The organism is Nonomuraea diastatica (assembly GCF_004349015.1).
Classification (GTDB): Bacteria; Actinomycetota; Actinomycetes; order Streptosporangiales; family Streptosporangiaceae; genus Nonomuraea; species Nonomuraea diastatica.
The window spans coordinates 25855-44762 of sequence record NZ_SMKP01000058.1 but is presented as its reverse complement, the minus strand read 5'-3'; the positions used below and the strand labels follow the sequence as shown (position 1 = coordinate 44762).

The window sequence follows — 18908 nt, the reverse complement described above, 5'->3', positions numbered from 1 at the left end:
TCTTTTGCAAGTGTTATTTGTCAACACAAGTTAGCGATAGCATCTGCAGCATGACGCGTGAGTACGGACAGTTCTGCGGCCTGGCCCGCGCGATGGAGATGATCGGCGAACGCTGGACCCTGCTGATCGTCCGCAACCTGCTCTCCGGGCCCCAGCGCTACACCGACCTGCGCAAGGGCCTGCCCGCCATCCCGACCAACATCCTGTCGGCCCGCCTCAAACAGCTCGAAGAGGCAGGACTGGCCGTCCGCCGTGCGCTGCCCCACCCCGATCGCGCGGTCGTCTACGAGCTCACCGGCTACGGATGCGACCTCGAACCGGCACTGATCGCGCTCGGCCGCTGGGGCGCCCGCACGATGACCGAGCCCCGCGACGGCGAGGTCATCACCGCCGAGTCGGTGGCCATGGCCTTTCGCACCACCTACCGGCCGGAAACGGCCCGGCGGACGACTGTCGGTTACGAGGTCCGCATGGGCGACTTCACCCTCCGCCTACAGATCACCGACGGAGCCCTGACGGTCGGCATCGGCCCGCACTCGGCCCCGGACCTCGTCGTTGAGAGGCTGAACGGTCAAGGGATCCATGCTCTGATGACCGGCACCAAGACGCCCGACCAGGCACTGGCCGACGGCAGCGTGCGGGTGGAAGGCAATCCCGAGCTCCTCCACCGGTTCGTCGAGACGTTCCGCTTCTGACCGACCACCCCTGCGGGTTCGTCCAGCGGCTCAACGCGCCAGGCGACAACACCCACGCCTGTTCGGCACTCCTCGGGGAAAAGGGGGTTAGAGGGGGTCCGGCAAGGTGCAGTGGAAGACGTGCTGTCCGGGGCCGGCCTCGACAGCGGGCTCTCCGGGCAGGTCGACGATGGCGGTCGTGTTCAGTGGGACGCGGACGGCGACAGTCAGCCGCTCCCCGTCGCGCCGCCAGTTCACCTCCGCCTCCCCGTAGGGGGTGTGATGGGCGGCGCGGGCGTGGGTGAGGCCGCCGCCGGGACGTGGGCGGACGGAGATGCGGCGGTAGCCAGGCTCGGCCGGGGCGAGACCGGCCACGGTGCGGTGCATCCAGTCCGCGACCGCGCCGAGCGCGTAGTGATTGAAGGAGGTCATCTCGCCCGGGTTGACGGAGCCGTCGGGCAACATGCTGTCCCAGCGCTCCCAGATCGTGGTGGCCCCCATCGTCACCGGATACAGCCAGGACGGGCGGTTGCGCTGGGTCAGGAGTTGATAGGCGGTGCCGTAGGCGCCGACCGAGCAGAGGGCGTCGCAGATGAGCGGGGTGCCGACGAAGCCGGTGCCGATGCGGTGGTCGTCGGCGGCGACGAGCTCGACGAGGCGGCGTCCGGCACGTTCGCGCTGTTCGGGGCCATCGAACAGGTCCACGGTCAAGGCGAGGGCGTAGGCGGTCTGGGTGTCGCAGGCCAGCCGGCCGGACGGGGTGACGAACTCGCGGCGGAAGGCCGTCCGCACGTGCCCGGCCAGCTCGGCGTAGCGGGCGGCGTCGGCGTCATGGCCGAGCAGCGCCGCCGTGTCCGCCACGACCCGAGCCGACCAGGCGTGGTAGGCGGTGGCGACGAGCGCCCGGTCGGTACGGGCCTTGCCGGGATTGTCCGAGGGCGCGGCCGGGTCGAGCCAGTCGCCGAACTGGAAGCCCTCGTCCCACAGGTGGTCCCTGGTGAGGGTGGCGACCTGGTCCACCCACGCGGTCATGCTCGGGTACTGACGGCGCAGCAGGCCGAGGTCGCCGGTGCGCTCATAGAGCGTCCACGGGACGAGGACGGCGGCGTCGCCCCAGGCGGCCGTGGCCGAGACGCCGAACACCAGCGGCACCCACGGCACGTAGTGCGGCACGGTGCCCACCTCGGCCTGCTCGGCGGCCAGGTCGGCCAGCCACGATGACAGCGGCCCCGCACAGTCGTACAGGAACGCCGCGGCGGGGGCGAAGACCTGGATGTCGCCGGTCCAGCCGAGCCGCTCATCGCGCTGCGGGCAGTCGGTGGGCAGGTCGACGTAGTTGCCGCGCATGCTCCAGACCACGTTGGTGTGCAGCCGGTTCAGCAGCGGGTCGGAACACTCAAACGCGCCGACGGGCCGCATATCGGTGTGACAGACCACGGCCACCACGTCAGCCGGGTCGAACGCCCCGGGCCAGCCGTCGATCTGTGCGTAGCGGAAGCCGTGCGTGGTGAAGCGGGGCTCGAAGGTCTCCGGCTCGGCGTCGCCGCGCAGCGTGTAGCGGTCCTCGGCGGCGGCTGCGCGCAGCGGGCGCACGGCGAGGGCGCCGTTCTCCAGGACCTCGGCGTGGCGCAGGGTGACGGTGTGGCCGGCCGGGCCCTGCACGCGGATGCGCAGGCGGCCGACGAGGTTCTGGCCGAAGTCCACAAGGGTCTCGCCGTTCGGGCCGGTCAGCACCTCGGTGGGGGGCAGCGTCTGGACACGGCGTACGGGCGGGCCCGTGGGGGCGACCAGCAGCGCCGGATCGTGGGTGAGGGCGTCGGCGGGCAGCCAGGAGGAGTCATCGAAGCCGGCCTCGGACCAGCCCGCGGGGTGCAGGCGCGCGTCGTGTTTCTCCCCGTCGTACAGGCCGGCCTCGGTGACCGGGCCAGAGGCGCAGCGCCACTCGTCATCCGTGACGATCATGTCGGTGGTGCCGTCGATATAGGCGATCTCGAGTTGCGCGATGAGGGCGGTGCGCTCGCCGTAGATGCCGCTCTTGCCGCCGCCGAAGCCGACGCGGCCGCGGTACCAGCCGTCGGCGAGGGTGGCGCCGATGGCGTTGGCGCCCTCGCGCAGCAGGCCCGTGACGTCGTGGGTGCGGTAGCGCAGGCGGTGGTGGTAGCTGGTCCAGCCGGGGGCGAGCACGTCGTCGCCGACCACTCGGCCGTTGATCTCGGCCTCGTAGATGCCGTGGGCCGTGATGTAGAGGCGGGCGCGCTCGATCGGGGCGCGCAGGGTGAAGCCGCGGCGCAGCAGGAGCGCGGGGCCGTCGGGTGCGCCGAGCAGTTCCAGCGGTGGCGCGGCGGCCGTGGCATGCCAGTCAGCGGGGTCCAGCAGCCCGGTTTCCCCGTACGACCATTCGCTCCAGTCGCTGGCCGAGCCGTCGGCGCCGTGAACCCGCACCCGTGCGGCGCGCCGTTCCCGCGAGCCCAGCGGCGCGCCGGGCCACGGCACGAGCGCGGACTCGTTCGACTCGACTCGGCCGGTGGACAGGCCGTCGCCGAGTTCGATCTCGTATGCCTGCTGGATCCAGTCCGGGATGTCCGTGGTGACGGTCCAGGACAGGCGCGGTCGGGGTTCGCCGATGCCGAAAGTGTCACGGTGGTGTTCGAAGGCAGGGGCGGAAACGTGCAGAGAGGTCATGTCATCCCTTGATGGCACCGGCGGTCATGCCGGCGACGATCTTGCGGTTGAAGAAGACGAACAGCACCAGCGGGGGGATCGTGATCAGGACGATGTCCATGAACAGCAGGTTCCACTGGGTGTTGTACTGACTCTGGAAGTTGTAGAGGGTGACCTGCACGGTGGCGTTCTCGTCGCCGGGCAGCAGATAGAGCGGGTTGACGAAGTCGTTGAAGATGTTGACCGAGCTGACCAGGATGACCGTGACGGTCACCGGCCGCAGCAGCGGGAAGATCACCCGGAAGAACAGCCGCAGGCCACTGCAGCCGTCGATCTGGGCGGCCTCGTCCAGCTCGCGCGGGATGGCCGCGATGAACGCGCGGAACAACAACATCGCGAACGACAGATTGAAGGCCACTTCCGCGAGGATCATCCCGGACAACGTCTTGAACAGGCCGATCGCCTGCAGCAGCCAGATCGTCGGCACCACCGCGGGCGGGATGATCAGCCCCGACAGCACGAGGAAGTCGGCCAGCTTGGCGACCTTGCCCGGGCGGCGCTGCAGGACGAACGAAGCCATGGCGGCGAAGACGACGAGCAGGGCGACCGAGGCGACAGTGATGATGGTGCTGTTGACGTAGGCGCGCAGCAGCACGTAGTCGCGCGCCTCGATCACGGCCATGAAGTTCTCGACGACCGGCCAGTTGGTGGGCCAGGCGAAGTCCAGGTCTATGGCCTGTTCCGGGTCCTTGACGGCGGTCAGCAACATGAGCGCGAACGGGACCAGGAAGATCACGGTGGCCAGGACCAGCGCGACGACCTCGCCGCTGAGCCTTCTCAGTGCTGTCATGCGGTGACCTGCCTCTTGCCGAGGAAGTAGTTGAGCGGCACGGCGATGGCCGTGACGACGATGAAGAGGATCACGTTGCCGGCGGTCGACAGGCCGAAGAAGCCGGCCTGGTACTGCTTGTAGATGATCGAGGCGATGGTGTCGCTGGTGAAGCCGGGACCGCCGCGGGTCATCGTCCAGATCAGATCGAACGAGCGCAGCCCGCCGATGAACGACAGGATGATCACCGAGTACGTGGCCGGCCAGGACAACGGCAGCGTCACGTGCCGGAAGCGGTGCCAGGCGCCGCCACCATCCACCGCGACGGCCTGGTAGTACTCGCGCGGGATGGACATGATGCCGGCGATGTAGATGACGGTGGCCAGGCCGACGCCCTTCCACACGTCCACCAGCGCGACCGACAGCAGCGCGGTGGTGGCGTCACCGAGCCAGTCGCGGCCGTCGATCCCGACCAGCGCGAGGGCCTGGTTGACCAGGCCGGTCTGCGGTTTGAGCAGCATGGCGAAGGTGATGCCGACCGCGACCGTGGAGACCAGCGTCGGGAAGAACACCACCGAGCGCAGGAAGCCGCGCAGCCGCAGCCGCGAGGTGAGCAGGACGCCGAGCAGCAGCCCGAGCACGACTTTGAGGCCGCTGGTGACGACGGCGTAGATGATCGTGTTCTGGAAGCCGATGCGCAGGTTCTGCTCGGCCAGGAAGTCGCGGAAGTTCTGCAGACCGACGAACTCGCTGTCGAACAACGTCCAACGGGTGAGTGCGAAGTAGAAGGCCATCGCCGTCGGCACCAGGAAGATGACGAGGAACACGACGGCGGCGGGCAGGTAGAGCGCGTACGGGTAGGCCGCGTTGCGCCGGCGGCGGGAGGCGCGGGCGTGCGCCCGCCCGGGTGCCGGGCCGGGCCCCGTGCGGGGTACGGTGTCCTGCCTGGTCACCACCCTGCCAACCCCAGCTGCTTGGCCTGCTTCTCGACGTCCTTGTCGTACTGGGCGGCCCCCTCGGCGGCCGAGGTCAGGCCGGAGCCGACGGCGACCGTGATCTGCTCCAGCGACGGGCCCTTCACCGGCGAGACGAACTCCAGCGCCGGCGCCGTTGTGCCCTCGTCCACGTAGGCCTGCAGGTCCTTGGCCGCCTGGATGGCGTCGTCGGGCAACTTGGCCCCGGTGATCCGGTATGGCCCGGCAGGCGGCACGGCCTTGGTGACCGCGTCGGCGGCGGCCGGCGAGGCGACGAAGGCCAGGAACTTCTTGGCCGCCTCCAGGTTCTCTGTGGTCTTGGCGATGTAGATGCCGGCCGGCTCCCAGATCGTGGCGCCGTTCTTGGCGGCGTCCGTGCCGGGGATGCCGAAGAAGCCGATGTCGGTGGCCGCCTGCGGCATGGTGGCGACGAACGGCGGGAGCTGGGAGCTCAGCATCGGGTAGTGCGCGCCCTTGCCCTCGGCCAGTAGCTTCATGCCCTGGTCGGCGGTGGCCGAGCCGAAGCCCTCCTGCAGGTAGCCCTTGGCGTGTACCTCGGCCAGGTGGTCGAACCCGGTCTGGGCAGCGGGGGTGGTGGCGAACTTGGCCTTGTTGGCCGTGTAGTCCTGAGCGAAGGTCGGCACCGCCGCCTGCACGTTGTAGTAGTCGCCCAGCACGAACAGCTGCGAGGTCCAGGTGTCCTTGAACGTGCCGATCACCGGTGCGATGCCGGCTGCTTTGATCTTGTCGCTGTTGGCCGTGAAGTCGGCCCAGGTCTTGGGCACCTCCAGCTTGAGCTGCTCGTAGACCTTGCGGTTGTAGAGGATGCCGCCGCCCATTGCGGTGCCGCCGGGCACGCCGTAGACCTTGCCGTCCTGGCTCACCACGGGCAGGAAGTCCTTGGCCACGTTGGCCAGCACCGGGTCGCCGGTGAGGTCGACCATGGTCTGCGCCGGGTTGAGCGCCTGCAGCAGCGACCCCGAGTTGTACCAGAACACATCCGACATGTCGCCCGTCGAGAGCCGGGTCTTGACGATGTTGTCGCCCTCGCTGCCTCCCGGCCGGGTCTCGGTCTCGACCTTGATACGGGGATTGGCCTGCATGAACGTGTCCGCGAGCGCTTTGGCGGTGTTCACGGTGGCCGAGCTGTTGTCGATGAGGAACTTCAAGGTGACCGAGCCGGTGGCGGCGGTTCCGGAATCGGAGCCGGAGCCCGAGCCGCACGAGGTCAGAGCCGCCATCGCGAGAACGGCCAGGGCCGCTCCCGTCATGCGGTGCGAGGTCTTCACAGCGCCCTCCGGGTTCGTTGAAACGATTTAAGCGCCCCCCGATGCGAGTTAACGTAGGCGTTACCTGGCAGGCCGTCAAGAGTGCACTTGGGGAACGGTCTCCAATCGTGACAGTTGTGAAGATGGGCTCGGCAATACTTCAGATCAAAAAATTGGGTAACGTTACCCATCACCTCCTGCGGATTCGACCCATACAATCGGGCGACGCGAGTGGACGGAAAGGTGGCACATGGTCACACGAGACCGGCAGCGCAGGGTGACCATCACCGACGTGGCCGAGCACGCCCAGGTCTCCACCACAGCGGTGTCGAAGGTGTTGCGCAACGCCTACGGCGTCAGCGAGGCGATGCGGATCAAAGTGCAGGCCGCCATCGACGAGCTGGGCTACCGCCCCCACAACGCGGCCCGGGCCATGCGCGGGCGCACCTTCACCATCGGCGTGCTCCTGCCGCACATCCGCAATCCCTTCTTCGCCGACATCCTCGACGGCCTGACAGATGAGATCTCCGCCAGCGGCTACCAAGCGATCATGGTCCAGAGCGGCGGCCACGACCCCGCGGCAGAGCGTCGGGCCAGTGACGCGCTGGTCGACCGCCAGGTGGACGGCGTCCTCTGGGTCGCCCCGGTCTGCCCCAGAGGACAACTGGAGAAACTCGCCAGGGACATCCCCCTCGTCGTGCTCGGCCGCCACGACCGCTCGGCGCTGTACGACTGCGTGCTCGACGACGACGAGGTCGGCGCCGAGCTCGTGGTCGAGCACCTCATCGCGCTCGGCCATCGCCGCATCGCGCACATCACGCAGAAGGACACCGTCGGGGGCCGCGCCACCGCCCTGCTGCACACGATCAGGGCCGCGACCTATGAGCGGATGATGACCGAGCACGGCCTCGCCGACCACATCGCCATCGCCGCCACCTCCTACACGGAGGAAGGCGGCTACGATGGCGCACACGAGCTGCTGGTTCGCGACCCCCGTCCCACCGCCATCTTCGCCGGCGCCGACCAGGCCGCGTTCGGCGCCCTCGCGGCCGTTCACGAGGCGGGCCTGAGTGTGCCCGGCGACATCTCGGTGGCGGGCTACGACAACGCACGCCTGACCGGCCTCGCGCACGTCGCGCTGACCAGCGTCGACCAGGACGGCGCCATGATGGGCCAGACCGCCGGCCGGCTGCTGCTCGAACGCATCGCCGGCCGTGCCTCCGCAGTGCGCTTCTCCGTCACCCCGACCCTTGTGGCCCGCCGTTCCACGGCATCCCCTGGCACGGTTGACCGCGCCACTTCAACGTGAACGACTCAGCTCGCCGGGCAGCGACCGCATCACTGCGCGCACCTGCTGCGAAGAGCCTGTGGACCGTGACGGACGCTCCGGCGATCATCCGCAACGGTCGTTGCCGCGCACCGAGACCGGGCGTGATCCCTTCAACAGCGACCTGCCCCAGCCGATCGGGGAGCCGCCGACCCGCAGCGACGGCTTCCGCGCCCGGTGGGCACGGTAACCCGGCCTGCCGGGCCCCCCACCGAGGCCGCGCGGTCTTTCCATGGCCACGAGCCATTCCGCAGCGTTGGCCTGTCTCCGCCCCTACGGGAGATCGAAGGGGGCGGGTGAGTGGCCTTCCCAGATCCGGCGGGAGGCCTGTTCGGGGTAGGGCAGAGTCTCCGACTCAGCGTTCAGGACGCGGGTGAGCTGCTGGCAGGGTCGGTAGGTGGCCCATCCCGCGTCGCCGGTGGTGACGAAGCGAATCCATGCCTCCTTGAGTTCGCGGGAGAGCGCGAAGGCCTCGGGGGTGGGCTCGTCGCCGATGAGCTGCGTGCCGACGGGACTGTCCAGCGTGCCGAACGCCAGGGGGATGTCGAGGCTGTGGCAGGCGCCCAGGGCGCCGCCGAGGGCCGGGGCGGTCCAGCTCAGTTCGAACAGGTACGAGGTGCCGCCGGCTGCGGCGTTCGCCTCGGCCAGCTTCTGTGACGGCATACGGAAGAGGGCGTCGGAGTACACCGTCTCCACCAGTTCCTCCGGGCCGGCCTGCGGAAACGCGGCACGGTACGCCCCCGCGCCGTGCGGCTGGGGGGCGAGCAGCTCCAGGGCTGCGCGGGCGTCCTGGTCGGTGAAAGTGCCCTGCCGTCCGCTCATGACGCTGAACAGCCGGAACTCGTCCCGGGCGTGGCCGACCAGCAGCTCGGTCCCGCTCGCGCGCCCGCCGGTCAGCGCGGGCCAGGGCGTTTCGGGAAGGACCTCGCCGTCGATGACGGGGCACAGGGCGGTGCCGGTCTCCGTGAGCCGTCCCCAGCTCTCCCGGTGTGCATGGAGGCCGGCGTTGAACGAGGTGAGCTCCGCGGCCAGGCGCCAGGGGTCGATGTCGCGCAAGGCCGCAGCGGTGGGGGCCGCCGCGCCGAGCCGGTCCGCGAACGCGGCGGTGACCTGCCGTGCCAGCGCGGGGGTGCTGTGCAGCCCCGGCACCGAGTGGGCGATGCCCCGCCGAAACAGGCCGCGGGCCGGCTTCATCGTCAGGAGGGCGGCGACCGATCCCGCCCCGGCAGACACGCCGCCGACGGTGACCTGGCCGGGGTCGCCTCCGAAGGCGGCGATGTTCCGCTGCACCCACTCCAGCGCCGCGATCTGGTCGAGGAATCCGCGGTTGGGCGGCGCGTCGTCGAGGAACGCGAAACCCTCCGCGCCCACGCGGCAGTTGATGGTCACCACGACGACTCCCGCCTCGGCCAGCGCTGCCGGGTCGTACATCGGGTCGCTCGACGCCGCCGAGATGTAGCCCCCTACGGGGATCCACACCAGCACCGGCAGTCCTGCCGCGCCCGGATCCGGAGTGCCGACGTCGAGCGTCAGCCAGTCCGTGCCCTGCGGCGGACCCGTGTCGACCGGCAGGGACAGCGGCACCACGGGGCCGAACTCCGCCGCCTGTCTCGTCCCGTCCCAGCGGTGCGGCGGGGCGGGCGCGGCGAAGCGGAGCGCTCCCACCGGGGGCTGGGCATAGGGGATGCCGCGGAACACCGCGTGCTCCCGCCGCCGGCGCCCCTGCACCACACCTTCCGTGGTCCGCACCCTTGGCTGTTCGGGCAGTCGTTCAGGCATGACATTTTCTCCCTCGCATGGATCCCAGGGTTATGGGTCAACTGTATTATGTCAATTGTATGGGAAAGTTCCGGGGTACGAGGGAGTGGCCGGCGATGCCGAAACAGGTGGATCACCGCGGACGCCGCGAAGCGATCGCCCGTGCGCTGTGGCGGGTGGTGGAGCAGCGCGGCGTCGCTCATCTGACGATGCGCGTGGTGGCGCAGGAGGCGGGCATCTCCCTCGGGCAGCTGCAACACTATTTCGCCTCCCGGGCCGCCATGCTCTCCTTCGCCATGGACTTCGCGTCCGAGCAGACCTCGCTCCGCGTCGGCCAGGGGCTCGAGAAGCTCGGTGACCGTCCGCATCCCCGTGACGTGCTGCGACTGACGCTCGCGGAAATGCTCCCCCTGCATGCCGACGCCCGCGCGACCAGCCGGATGAGCGCCGCCTACGTCCTGGAGGCGCTGCATGACGAGGCCGTCCACGAGCAGGCGCGCCGTGGCCTCGTCCAGGGACGGGCCCTCATCGAGCAGTTGGTCCGCCAAGCGATCACCGACGGGCACATCGACCCTGGCCGCGACCCGGCGACCGAGACCAACCTGCTCCTCGCCCTCACCGGCTTCACCCCCCTGATCGAACTGGACGTGGTCGGGGCCCGGGACGCGCTCACCGCGATCGATCTGCATCTGGACAGGCTGTTCAGCGGGAACGATCGGCGTGCGTGACCTGCGTCCGCGCGCAGGGACAGGGGTCGACGGTCCATCACCGGCGATGACGCCGAGGGCGGCTTGCCGAAGAGGCCGGCACGCTCTCGGCGATCGACTCCCACTGCGCCCCCCGGCCAGCAGATGGGCACGCTCTCCTCGGTGGCGTCGGCCTCGTGGAGGTTGCCGATGTGCGGGAAGCACCGACGGCGGGACGCTCACCGGCGGCATGAACGCCATCCGCGGCGCCGCGGCCGTAGCCGGGCAACCCGCCACCTTCCAGCGCATGGCCACCAGCGCTCGCTGGCCACCCGCGCCTACGACCTGACCGGATGGTGACCGCCGGCGCCTGCCTGACCGGCCCGCGGGCGCCTTCGCTGCCTACGGCCGCATCTTCAAGGCATTGCACCTGCTCCAGGTCATCCACGTGGAGGCCTACCGGCGGATGATCGGCGCCCAGCTCAACGTCGGCGAGTCCGGCCACAGCCTGGCCCGCCGCGTCTTCTTCGGCGACCTCCGGTTGGAGGCGTGCACGGACGCCTGCGCGAGCTGCGTGAGGTCGCCGTCCTCGATGCTGAGCCGGGGCAGTAGGGCCTGGTGAGCAACGAGAGCGACAGTCCGGCCGGAGCCGGGGCCTGCCCGCACGGTGCCGGCACGCCGTCTCGAGCGTGGTCGCGGAGGTAGGTCACCGCCGCGCGCATGGCCGTGGACGAGGACATCCGCGCATGGGAGGACGCTCTCCCGAACGACCGACTTCGCCGAGGGCGCTCAGCTCTGATGCCCGGCCACCACCCCACACGGAGCCGACGCACCACCGCACGCAAGGGCGATGTCCGGGAGCGGGCCATTCTGGACACCTGCGAAGCTCTGCTAGCGCACAAGGGCTACGACGCCATGAGCGTCGGCGACATCGCCCAGGGCGCCGGCATCACACGCGGCGCCCTGCAAGGCGCTGCTCTGATCACCCGCTCAAGGACCGGCACATCAACGTCCTGGGCCTCTTCTGGCGCCTCGATTAGCTTGATCGTCGCAGGGAGCCGACGTATTGATGGGCGTCGTGTTCTTCAGCGAAGGTGAACCCCCGTACCCCACCTGGCACCTGTCCATGCCCGGCCGCCGAGCATGCCGTGGGCTCGTCGCGCCGCGTTCGCGGCGCGACGAGCACTCAGCCGGGCGGTCAGCGGCCGTAGGCTTCCAGCAGCCGCAGCCAAACCTCGCTGACGGTGGGAAAAGCCGGGACCGCGTGCCACAGCCGGTCCAGCGGAACCTCGCCGACCACGGCGATCGTCGCCGCGTGCAACAGCTCCGCGACGTCCGGGCCGACGAGCGTGAAGCCGGCGATCACCTTCCGGTCCTCGTCGACGACCATGCGGGCGTGGCCCTGGTATCCCTCGGCCTGCAAGACGGACCCGGCGACGGCACCCAAGTCGTAGTCGACGACCCGGATCCGCAGCCCCGCGGCCTCGGCAGCCGCCGCGGTCAGCCCCACCGAGGCGATCTCCGGTTCGGTGAACACCACCTGGGGTACCGCACGCTCGTCGGCCGTCGCCGCGTGCGAGCCACCCGCCACCCGATCGGCGCCCCGTCGTCCCCGAGGACGCGCAATGTGTCGTCGAACGTGAGCCAGGCACCCGGGGTCAAGCCGATGGTGTCCGGTCCGATGTCCTGGATGTTCGGTGTGCGGCCGATCGCGACGAGGAGTTCGTCGGCTTCGATCTGCCCGCCCTCGGTGAGGGTGATGACCAGCGCGCCGCTTCCTGTCGCGATGACGACGGCGTGCCGCGCGGTCAGCGACGTCCTGACGGCGTTCTCACCGGTCACCTCGACGGTCCGGGCGGACGTGATCCGCCCTTGTCCGCGGTACAGCGGAACCCCCACCTGCTCGAGCCAGGCGGCCTGCCCGTCGTCTTTCCGGTGCGAGGCGAAGGAGTCGCGACGGCGGAGGACGGCGGCCACGTCCAGGTCGCCCGTCACGGCCTCACGTGCGCCGGGCACCTGGCGGGCCGCCCGCAGCGCCGCCGCGCTCCGCAGCAACGCCTTGGTCGGCATGCAAGCCCGATAGGAGCACTCACCTCCGACCAGTTCCCGCTCCACGATGGCGGCGCTCAAGCCGCCCTGCACCACCCGGTCGGCGATGTTCTCCCCGACCGGGCCCGCGCCGATGACGATGACGTCGTACGCGGTGGTGTCCATGTCAGTTCTCCTTGGCAGCGCGGCCGAGGCGCAGCGCCGAGACGAGGAAGAAGACGCCGCCGAGGACCGCGTAACCGGCCACGTTGGTCAGCACCGGATTCGGCGCGGAGGCCCCCAGGAAGAACGACCCTCCGGCCAGTACGGAGATGCCCCCGCTGAGGATCATCGGCCACTGGCCACCCATCGTGAGCCGGCTGACACCCACGATCAGCTGGACGAGCCCGGAAACGACCGCCCAGGCGCCCCACACGCGCAGGATCGCCGGTACGCCAGAGGTGCAGGCGATGGCCAGGCCGACGGCGGCGAGGAGGCTGATCGCGATGTTCACGTACAACCCGCGAGGCGGTCCGGTGACACGGGACGAGCGAGCGTCCACGATTGCCGCGGCGACGTCGAACAAGGGGTAAAGGACGAGCAGGGCGATACTGAGCGGCCCGAGCTGCGACATGGTGACGAACAGCAGGGCCGCCCAGACGATGGCGAAGACGAACCGCACGAAGTAGAGCCGGCGCAGCGCCAGCGCGATCCCGCCAATGGCGGGTGTGTCGACGGTGGTCACGATGATCCTTTCGATGGCGTACGGGGATACGCGATTCAGCGGGCGCCGCGGTCGCTTCCTCGATCAGACGGCGTCCCATGCCGAAGCATGAGACCGAACGTTCTATCGCAATTCAGCATGACAGCGAGACATCGAACCGTCAAGACAGAACGTTCTATCTTATGGCTTGGGCACCATGGTCCCCGGGCGCGCTTTCCTCAACACCGTCGCCGAATACCCCGTCCCGAACACCCCGTCCCGAACACCCGGTGGGCCAGGCCGTGATCGCTTGCTCCTTGGCATGTGGCCTCGCCCGCCGCGGCCCAGGGCCCGGAGCCGCGGCGGGCGGCTAACGGCAAATCGACGCCCAGCTCCGGTAGTCGTCGGCCGGAAGGGGGTGACCGGCGGGGACACCGCGGAGTTGCCCGCGGTCAGGCAGCCCGGGCAGAACAGTTGCCGGAAGACGACCTCCGCGTCGACGTACTCCCCCGGGTCGTGCCAGATGTGGGGACCCGCTTCGGTCGGCGCCGAATCGCGAGGAGCCAGCCCCGCGACGAATCGCACCACCAGCCAGCGGCCCGATCCGCGTGCTGCAGTGGATGCACACGACCGTTCCGCCTTCCGGCGATCCAGTAGCGACGCCGTTTTCCTTTGACGCGGCACTCCGCCGGCCACTGGACATCCGAACGGGAAAGGCGGGTCAGCAGCACTCTTGCACGCAGTGACTATTCCGGACCAAGACACAGTCCGGCACGCCCTAATTCGACGCGGAATTGCGAAACTGCAGGATCCCCTCGACCCCTTGGAGGAAGGTGTCGCAGATCCCCGCCGGATCAGCCAGGCAACCCGATGCCATCGCGCCATCGCGGAGCATCACGAAATGCCGGCCCGCGAGCTCCGGCGGCGTCTGCCCGACGTGTGCGAGCAGGTCCGTGACGGTGCGCAGGAACCACTCGCGGTGGGCGAGGACGGCTTTGTGCACGGGATGCTCGGGGTCCGGATATTCCGCGACAGCGTTGAGGAAGGCGCATCCGCGGAATCCGGCGGACCCGATGTCCTGGGCGATCGACTTGGCGATGGTTCGCAGGATGTCGACCGCCGGCAGGCCGCTGGCCAGAGCTTCGCCGACCCGGTCGCGATCAGCCTGGCCGATTCCCTGCAGATAGGCGACGACGAGCTCGTCCTTGCTGGGGAAGTGCCGGTAGAGCGTGGCGCGGGTGACCTTCGCCTCCGCAACGATCCGGTCGATCCCGACGGAGTGCAGACCTTCCGCGTAGAAGATCCGAGTGGCCGTCGCGAGCAGCCTTGATCGCGCTTCGGAGACCTGGACTCGAGTGTTGTGCGCCATCAGGACGAGCGTACCAGATAGAACGGTCAGTATTCCGGAGGATGCCGGCGGGCTCGATGAGGCGTTTCACCGACGATCGCGCCGGTCACGACGGCGCGGCGACCGGACAGGTCAGGCCTGGAAGGGTGTCAAGGTGTCGGTGTCCCTCGAGGTTGAAGGTGCCGCGCACTACCTGCCCGCCTACGCCGGGAACCTCGACATCATGACGTCGGCGGCCTTGCGGACCGCCGAGCGCATCGCCGCCCACCGTCAGGACGACCACCACAACCTCGGACTGGGCGTCGCCAACAGCGAGCGCGCAGCCGAACAGGTGCAGACCGGCGGTGCCGGGAGGAACGCCCCTTGAGGATCCCGTTGCCGATCCCCCGCTAAGCGTCGCTTCTCTGCAGGTCCTTGGAGGCATTCGTCAAGGGTGAGGAAGGGTTCGGATTCGCTGTCGCTTGGCACGCCAGCGGGTCAGCGGGTTGGAGGGAGGCGGTGGCGTCGATGAGGACGTCCAGCGCGTCGCGTGCGGCCATGAGCCCGGCGACCGCGTCGCTGAGCCGTGCACGCTCGCGGTTCAGGTCGGACAGCATCAGGGAGCACGCCGGCCGCAGCACCTGCCCATCGTCGCTCATGCAGGGCAGCAGTTCGGCGATCGTGGCCGTGTTCAGCCCGGCGGCGAGCATGAGGCGGATGCCGCGCACGATGCTGGCGTGTCCTTCGTCGTAGTCGCGGTAACCGCTGGGCAGTCGTACCGGGTTCAGCAGTCCTTGCTCTTCGTAGTAACGCAACGAGCGCACGCTGGCACCCGTTCGCCGAGACAGCTCACCTATCCGCATGCGCATCACCGCCACTTCTGGTTGACTCTCACGCCGATGTGAGGGTCCAACATATCGGGCATGACAAATCAGCATTCATCCGATCAGCACCGTTCGCCCGTGACCGTCATCGGCCTGGGACCGATGGGAGTGGCGCTGGCCGAGTCGCTTCTGAACCATGGCCATGCCGTGACGATCTGGAACCGTACCGCTCAGAAGGGCGATGACCTCATCACCAAGGGTGCCCACCGCGCGGCGACCGTCGCCGAGGCGGTGTCCCGGAGCCCTGTCACGATCGTGTGCCTGAAGGACTACGCGACCATGCACGCCATCCTCAACTCCGTCGTTGACGCCATGACAGGCCGCGCCCTGGTGAACCTCAATTCCGGTACGCCGACGGAGGCGCACGCCGCGGCCCGCTGGACGGCCGAGCATGACGTCGACTACCTCGACGGCGCGATCATGGTGCCGCCGCCGCTCATCGGGGAGGCCGACTCCGTCTTTCTCTACAGCGGTTCGCAGGACGTCTTCGACCGGCACCGAGCGACCCTGGCCAGCCTGGGCGACCCCCGCCACCTCGGCTCCGACCCCGGGCTTGCCGTGCTGCACAACGCGGCGCTGCTCGACTTGATGTACGCCACCATGAACGGGTTCCTGCACGCCACCGCCCTGGTGGGCTCGGCGGGCGTCCCGGCGGTGGATTTCGGCGAACTGGCCGTCAAGTGGTTCATGCCGACCGTGGTGAACGAGAGCCTCATCGAGCAGGCGTCCGAGCTGGACCAGGGTGACTATCCCGGCGACTTCGGCACCATGGAGATGAACGCGAACGCGCTGGAGCACATCACCCGCACCAGCGTGGAACAGGGAGTTCACTCCGACCAGCCACGACTGATGCAACAGATCGCCGAGCGGGCGATCGCCGAGGGCTACAGCGGTAGGAATTACCTGGCCGTGTTCGAAATCTTCAAGAAACCGACGCACACCGGATGACCGGACGGTGATCCTACGTCGCTGCCATACTGGGCGTGCGTTGTCCCTCGTTGCACCGGCTGGGACGCCAAGGTGTCGGTCAGGACGCCCAGGCCCAAGACCGTCACCGAGTGACCTGGGTCCGGGCGTCGCGACGGGCGCGGGCGTCAACGTGTACAACGCCGGCCACGTAGACGGGGCCGAGCACCGTATCGCGTACAGGCCGTGATCTTCGCCTACGGAACCGGCATCAACCGCCCGCGATGGACGCGTGGCACGTGCGCCTTCGCTCAGGACGAGGCGTGTGCGGGTGTGGCGGATTCCTGATCGCCGCTCAGGTCACGGTCAAGGTGATCGGCGTGGTAGAGGCCTTCGGCCAGCAGGCGGCGGACGTGCTCGTCGGCCGCGCTGTAGTAGACGAAGGTGCCCTCGCGGCGGCCCTTGACCAGTCCGGCCAGGCGCAGCTTGGCCAGGTGCTGGCTGACCGCGGTGGGAGCGGCGTCGGCGAGCTCGGCCAGGCAGGCCACCGACGACTCCCCCTGCAGCAGCGCCCAGAGAATCTTGATACGGGTCGGGTCGGACAGCAGCCGGAAGGCCTCGGCGGCCAGGTGCACCTGTTCCTCGTTCGGCATGTCGAAGTCGGGCATCGAGGTGTGCATGAGGGCAGCATATCGCCGAGCTTTTCTACTTGCATATCTGCGTGAGTGCGCATATACGATGCTTTGATGTGACGACAGATGTGAGAACGTCCAGCGGCGTGGTGCCTCCGTCGGCGACCTTCCTGCCGATCCGCTGGTGGCGGTCTGGGGCAGGTTCCCTGCCCGAGGTGCGCTGGGCGTCGGCGGCCACCATGCTGTTCGCGGTCGGCGGCCTGGCCCAGCTCGGTGGCGCACCCGCCTGGCTGTGGTGGGCTCTGTATCTGGCCTGCTATACGGCCGGCGGCTGGGAGCCCGGCCTGGCCGGGCTCAAGGCGCTGCGCGAGCGCACGCTGGATGTCGATCTGCTCATGGTGGCCGCGGCCATCGGCGCGGCGGCGATCGGGCAGGTCTTCGACGGCGCGCTGCTGATCGTCATCTTCGCCACCTCCGGCGCGCTGGAGGCCGTGGCCACCAAACGCACAGAAGACTCCGTACGCAGCCTGCTGGACCTGACCCCTGACCAGGCCGTACGCGTCGGAGACGGCGGCGAGGAAGAGATCGTGGCGGCCACCGACCTGCGGGTCGGCGACGTCATCGTGATCCGGCCGGGCGAGCGTGTCGGGGCCGACGGCCGCGTGGTGGCCGGGGCGAGTGACGTCGACCAGGCTTCCATCACCGGCGAGAGCCTGCCGGTGGACAAGCAGGTCGGCGATGACGTCTTCGCCGGCACGGTGAACGGCACCGGCGTGCTGCGTGTGCAGGTCACCCGGCCGGCGTCGGAGACGGTGATCGCCCGGATCGTGGCCATGGTCGAGCAGGCCAGCGCCACCAAGGCGCGCACCCAGCTGTTCATCGAGAAGGTCGAGCAGCGTTACTCCGTGGTCATGGTCGCCGCCACCCTCGCCCTGTTCACCCTGCCGCTGCTGTGGGGAACGCCGGTGCAAGACAGCCTGCTGCGGGCCATGACGTTCATGATCGTGGCCTCGCCGTGCGCGGTGGTGCTGGCGACCATGCCGCCGCTGCTGGCCGCCATCGCCACCGCCGGCCGCAACGGCGTGCTGGTCAAGTCCGCCGTGGTGATGGAGCAACTGGCCGACGTCACCCATGTCGCCTTCGACAAGACCGGCACCCTGACCGAAGGCCGCCCGCACCTGGCCTGCCTACGCATTCTGCCCGGCCCGCGGACGGGCACCGACGTCGGGGCCGGGGCAAGCACCGACCGGCTGCTCGCGCTGGCGGCAGCGGTCGAACAGGGCTCGGAACATCCGCTGGGCCGTGCCATCGTGGCCGCCGCCCAGCACAAGGGAGTGCCGATCCCCGGCGCCACCGACTTCGCCGCCCTGCCGGGGCGAGGTGTACGCGCCTGCGTCGACGGCCAGGTGATCGAAATCGGCAGTCCCGTCCACCTGCTGGACGAGGCCGCGCCCAGTGGCACCGATGGGGCCCGTGCGGTGGTGGACGAACTCGAGGGCACCGGGCACAGCGCCGTCCTGATGCTTCTGGACGGCCGCCCCGTGGGGGTGCTCGGCCTGGCCGACCGCATGCGCTCCGGGGCCGCCGCGGCGGTCGCGCAGCTGGCCGGCCTGACCGGCACGACTCCGGTCCTGCTGACCGGGGACAACCCCCGCGCGGCGGCGCGGGTGGCCGGCCAGGCCGGGATCAGTGACGTGCGGGCCGGTCTGCTGCCCGAGGACAAGGTGAGCGCGGTGCGCGAGCTGCAGCAGGACCGGGCCCGGGTAGCGCTGGTGGGCGACGGCGTCAACGACGCTCCCGCGCTGGCCACGGCCCACGTCGGGATCGCGATGGGGGGCGCCGGCGCCGACCTCACCCTGGATGCCGCCGATGCGGTCGTCACACGTGACGAGCTGGGCACCGTCCCCGCCGTGCTCGCCCTCGCCCGGCGCGCCCGCCGCCTGGTCATCGCCAATCTCGTCATCGCCGGCAGCTTCATCGCCGTGCTGGTGGCCTGGGATCTGTTCGGCGATCTTCCGTTGCCGCTCGGCGTGGCCGGGCACGAGGGCTCCACCGTTATCGTGGGCCTCAACGGGCTGCGCTTGCTGCGCAACGCCGCCTGGCGCCGCGCCGCCGCCACGACCGCGGCGGCATCAACCACTCGCGTCGGCACTCAGACGCCTGGGTGATGGGAGCCTGCTGCTGCCCACCCCCGGCCGCACTCCCGGGTCACTGTCGATGCTGGTTCGCCGCCCCGACCGGGTCCCGCTGC

Annotated in this window: 19 protein-coding genes; 8 read left to right on the top strand and 11 right to left on the bottom strand. The window is 69.6% G+C overall.

Translation table 11 applies throughout. The features are described 5' to 3' along the window. The first annotated feature begins 50 nt into the window (after positions 1–50). The gene (locus E1294_RS21255; RefSeq protein ID WP_132510694.1) at positions 51–695 is read left to right on the top strand and encodes a winged helix-turn-helix transcriptional regulator; all 645 of its coding nucleotides are present in this window, start codon (positions 51–53) and stop codon (positions 693–695) included. A gap of 87 nt (positions 696–782) precedes the next feature. Here the strand turns inward: E1294_RS21255 and E1294_RS21250 are convergent, their stop codons facing one another. From E1294_RS21250 to E1294_RS21235, 4 genes are read right to left on the bottom strand one after another with little or no spacing between them, the layout of a single operon-like run. Beyond that, positions 783–3356 carry a glycoside hydrolase family 78 protein gene (locus tag E1294_RS21250; protein WP_132510692.1) on the bottom strand — a complete coding sequence of 858 codons (2574 nt, stop codon included), beginning with the start codon at positions 3354–3356 and terminating at the stop codon, positions 783–785. A 1-nt stretch (position 3357) separates the two neighbouring features. Next, positions 3358–4185 (bottom strand): carbohydrate ABC transporter permease, encoded by an 828-nt coding sequence (locus E1294_RS21245; RefSeq protein WP_132510690.1) that lies wholly within the window; start codon positions 4183–4185, stop codon positions 3358–3360. Beyond that, entirely contained in the window at positions 4182–5117 is a 936-nt protein-coding gene (locus tag E1294_RS21240; protein ID WP_220447851.1) for a carbohydrate ABC transporter permease, read from the bottom strand. The genes E1294_RS21245 and E1294_RS21240 overlap by 4 nt, the downstream gene beginning before the upstream one ends. Continuing rightward, positions 5114–6427 (bottom strand): ABC transporter substrate-binding protein, encoded by a 1314-nt coding sequence (locus tag E1294_RS21235; RefSeq protein WP_220447850.1) that lies wholly within the window; start codon positions 6425–6427, stop codon positions 5114–5116. Before E1294_RS21235 ends, E1294_RS21240 begins: the two co-directional genes overlap by 4 nt. A 229-nt stretch (positions 6428–6656) precedes the next feature. Between E1294_RS21235 and E1294_RS21230 the strand changes: the two genes are divergently transcribed. Further along, complete coding sequence (locus tag E1294_RS21230; protein WP_132510688.1) at positions 6657–7715, top strand: LacI family DNA-binding transcriptional regulator; 1059 nt, start codon at positions 6657–6659, stop codon at positions 7713–7715. A gap of 291 nt (positions 7716–8006) precedes the next feature. Here E1294_RS21230 and E1294_RS21225 read toward each other — a convergent pair whose 3' ends face one another. Then, on the bottom strand, positions 8007–9512 hold the full coding sequence (locus tag E1294_RS21225) for a carboxylesterase/lipase family protein (protein ID WP_220447849.1): 1506 nt from the start codon (positions 9510–9512) through the stop codon (positions 8007–8009). A 95-nt stretch (positions 9513–9607) separates the two neighbouring features. Between E1294_RS21225 and E1294_RS21220 the strand changes: the two genes are divergently transcribed. The 3 genes from E1294_RS21220 (at position 9608) to E1294_RS57260 (ending at position 11275) form a co-directional block, all read left to right on the top strand. After that, a complete protein-coding gene (locus E1294_RS21220) occupies positions 9608–10219 on the top strand; it encodes a TetR/AcrR family transcriptional regulator (protein WP_132510686.1) in 612 nt (203 codons plus the stop codon). A gap of 328 nt (positions 10220–10547) precedes the next feature. Beyond that, entirely contained in the window at positions 10548–10799 is a 252-nt protein-coding gene (locus E1294_RS21210) for a Tn3 family transposase (protein WP_132510684.1), read from the top strand. Positions 10800–10897: 98 nt separating this feature from the next. Then, complete coding sequence (locus E1294_RS57260; protein WP_342775069.1) at positions 10898–11275, top strand: helix-turn-helix domain-containing protein; 378 nt, start codon at positions 10898–10900, stop codon at positions 11273–11275. Between the two features lie 100 nt (positions 11276–11375). Here E1294_RS57260 and E1294_RS54625 read toward each other — a convergent pair whose 3' ends face one another. The 4 genes from E1294_RS54625 to E1294_RS21185 form a co-directional block, all read right to left on the bottom strand. Beyond that, entirely contained in the window at positions 11376–11717 is a 342-nt protein-coding gene (locus E1294_RS54625; RefSeq protein WP_220447848.1) for a hypothetical protein, read from the bottom strand. After that, complete coding sequence (locus E1294_RS21200) at positions 11678–12391, bottom strand: FAD-dependent oxidoreductase (RefSeq protein ID WP_220447847.1); 714 nt, start codon at positions 12389–12391, stop codon at positions 11678–11680. The genes E1294_RS54625 and E1294_RS21200 overlap by 40 nt, the downstream gene beginning before the upstream one ends. A gap of 1 nt (position 12392) precedes the next feature. Next, positions 12393–12950 carry a hypothetical protein gene (locus tag E1294_RS21195; protein ID WP_132510682.1) on the bottom strand — a complete coding sequence of 186 codons (558 nt, stop codon included), beginning with the start codon at positions 12948–12950 and terminating at the stop codon, positions 12393–12395. A 736-nt stretch (positions 12951–13686) separates the two neighbouring features. After that, on the bottom strand, positions 13687–14277 hold the full coding sequence (locus tag E1294_RS21185; RefSeq protein WP_132510680.1) for a TetR/AcrR family transcriptional regulator: 591 nt from the start codon (positions 14275–14277) through the stop codon (positions 13687–13689). 139 nt (positions 14278–14416) lie between these two features. Here E1294_RS21185 and E1294_RS55935 point away from each other — a divergent pair, with 139 nt between their 5' ends. Further along, entirely contained in the window at positions 14417–14623 is a 207-nt protein-coding gene (locus E1294_RS55935) for a hypothetical protein (protein ID WP_281284464.1), read from the top strand. Between the two features lie 22 nt (positions 14624–14645). Here the strand turns inward: E1294_RS55935 and E1294_RS21175 are convergent, their stop codons facing one another. Continuing rightward, on the bottom strand, positions 14646–15098 hold the full coding sequence (locus tag E1294_RS21175; protein ID WP_132510720.1) for a MerR family transcriptional regulator: 453 nt from the start codon (positions 15096–15098) through the stop codon (positions 14646–14648). 60 nt (positions 15099–15158) lie between these two features. Here E1294_RS21175 and E1294_RS21170 point away from each other — a divergent pair, with 60 nt between their 5' ends. Further along, complete coding sequence (locus tag E1294_RS21170) at positions 15159–16067, top strand: NAD(P)-dependent oxidoreductase (protein ID WP_132510678.1); 909 nt, start codon at positions 15159–15161, stop codon at positions 16065–16067. 269 nt (positions 16068–16336) lie between these two features. Here E1294_RS21170 and E1294_RS21165 read toward each other — a convergent pair whose 3' ends face one another. Beyond that, a complete protein-coding gene (locus E1294_RS21165; RefSeq protein WP_132510676.1) occupies positions 16337–16705 on the bottom strand; it encodes an ArsR/SmtB family transcription factor in 369 nt (122 codons plus the stop codon). A 68-nt stretch (positions 16706–16773) separates the two neighbouring features. On the opposite strand from E1294_RS21165, the gene E1294_RS21160 reads away from it, so the two are divergent. Next, positions 16774–18825 (top strand): heavy metal translocating P-type ATPase, encoded by a 2052-nt coding sequence (locus E1294_RS21160; RefSeq protein WP_425465217.1) that lies wholly within the window; start codon positions 16774–16776, stop codon positions 18823–18825. The last annotated feature ends 83 nt before the right edge of the window (positions 18826–18908 follow it).

Coding starts and splice junctions, on each gene's coding strand:
- E1294_RS21250 (WP_132510692.1), bottom strand. CDS start 3,356: ATGACCTCTCTGCACGTTTCCGCCCCTGCCTTCGAACACCACCGTGAC.
- E1294_RS21175 (WP_132510720.1), bottom strand. CDS start 15,098: ATGCGGATAGGTGAGCTGTCTCGGCGAACGGGTGCCAGCGTGCGCTCG.
- E1294_RS21255 (WP_132510694.1), top strand. CDS start 51: ATGACGCGTGAGTACGGACAGTTCTGCGGCCTGGCCCGCGCGATGGAG.
- E1294_RS21200 (WP_220447847.1), bottom strand. CDS start 12,391: ATGGACACCACCGCGTACGACGTCATCGTCATCGGCGCGGGCCCGGTC.
- E1294_RS21165 (WP_132510676.1), bottom strand. CDS start 16,705: ATGCACACCTCGATGCCCGACTTCGACATGCCGAACGAGGAACAGGTG.
- E1294_RS21170 (WP_132510678.1), top strand. CDS start 15,159: ATGACAAATCAGCATTCATCCGATCAGCACCGTTCGCCCGTGACCGTC.
- E1294_RS21230 (WP_132510688.1), top strand. CDS start 6,657: ATGGTCACACGAGACCGGCAGCGCAGGGTGACCATCACCGACGTGGCC.
- E1294_RS21225 (WP_220447849.1), bottom strand. CDS start 9,512: ATGCCTGAACGACTGCCCGAACAGCCAAGGGTGCGGACCACGGAAGGT.
- E1294_RS21245 (WP_132510690.1), bottom strand. CDS start 4,185: ATGACAGCACTGAGAAGGCTCAGCGGCGAGGTCGTCGCGCTGGTCCTG.
- E1294_RS21185 (WP_132510680.1), bottom strand. CDS start 14,277: ATGGCGCACAACACTCGAGTCCAGGTCTCCGAAGCGCGATCAAGGCTG.
- E1294_RS21220 (WP_132510686.1), top strand. CDS start 9,608: ATGCCGAAACAGGTGGATCACCGCGGACGCCGCGAAGCGATCGCCCGT.
- E1294_RS57260 (WP_342775069.1), top strand. CDS start 10,898: ATGGCCGTGGACGAGGACATCCGCGCATGGGAGGACGCTCTCCCGAAC.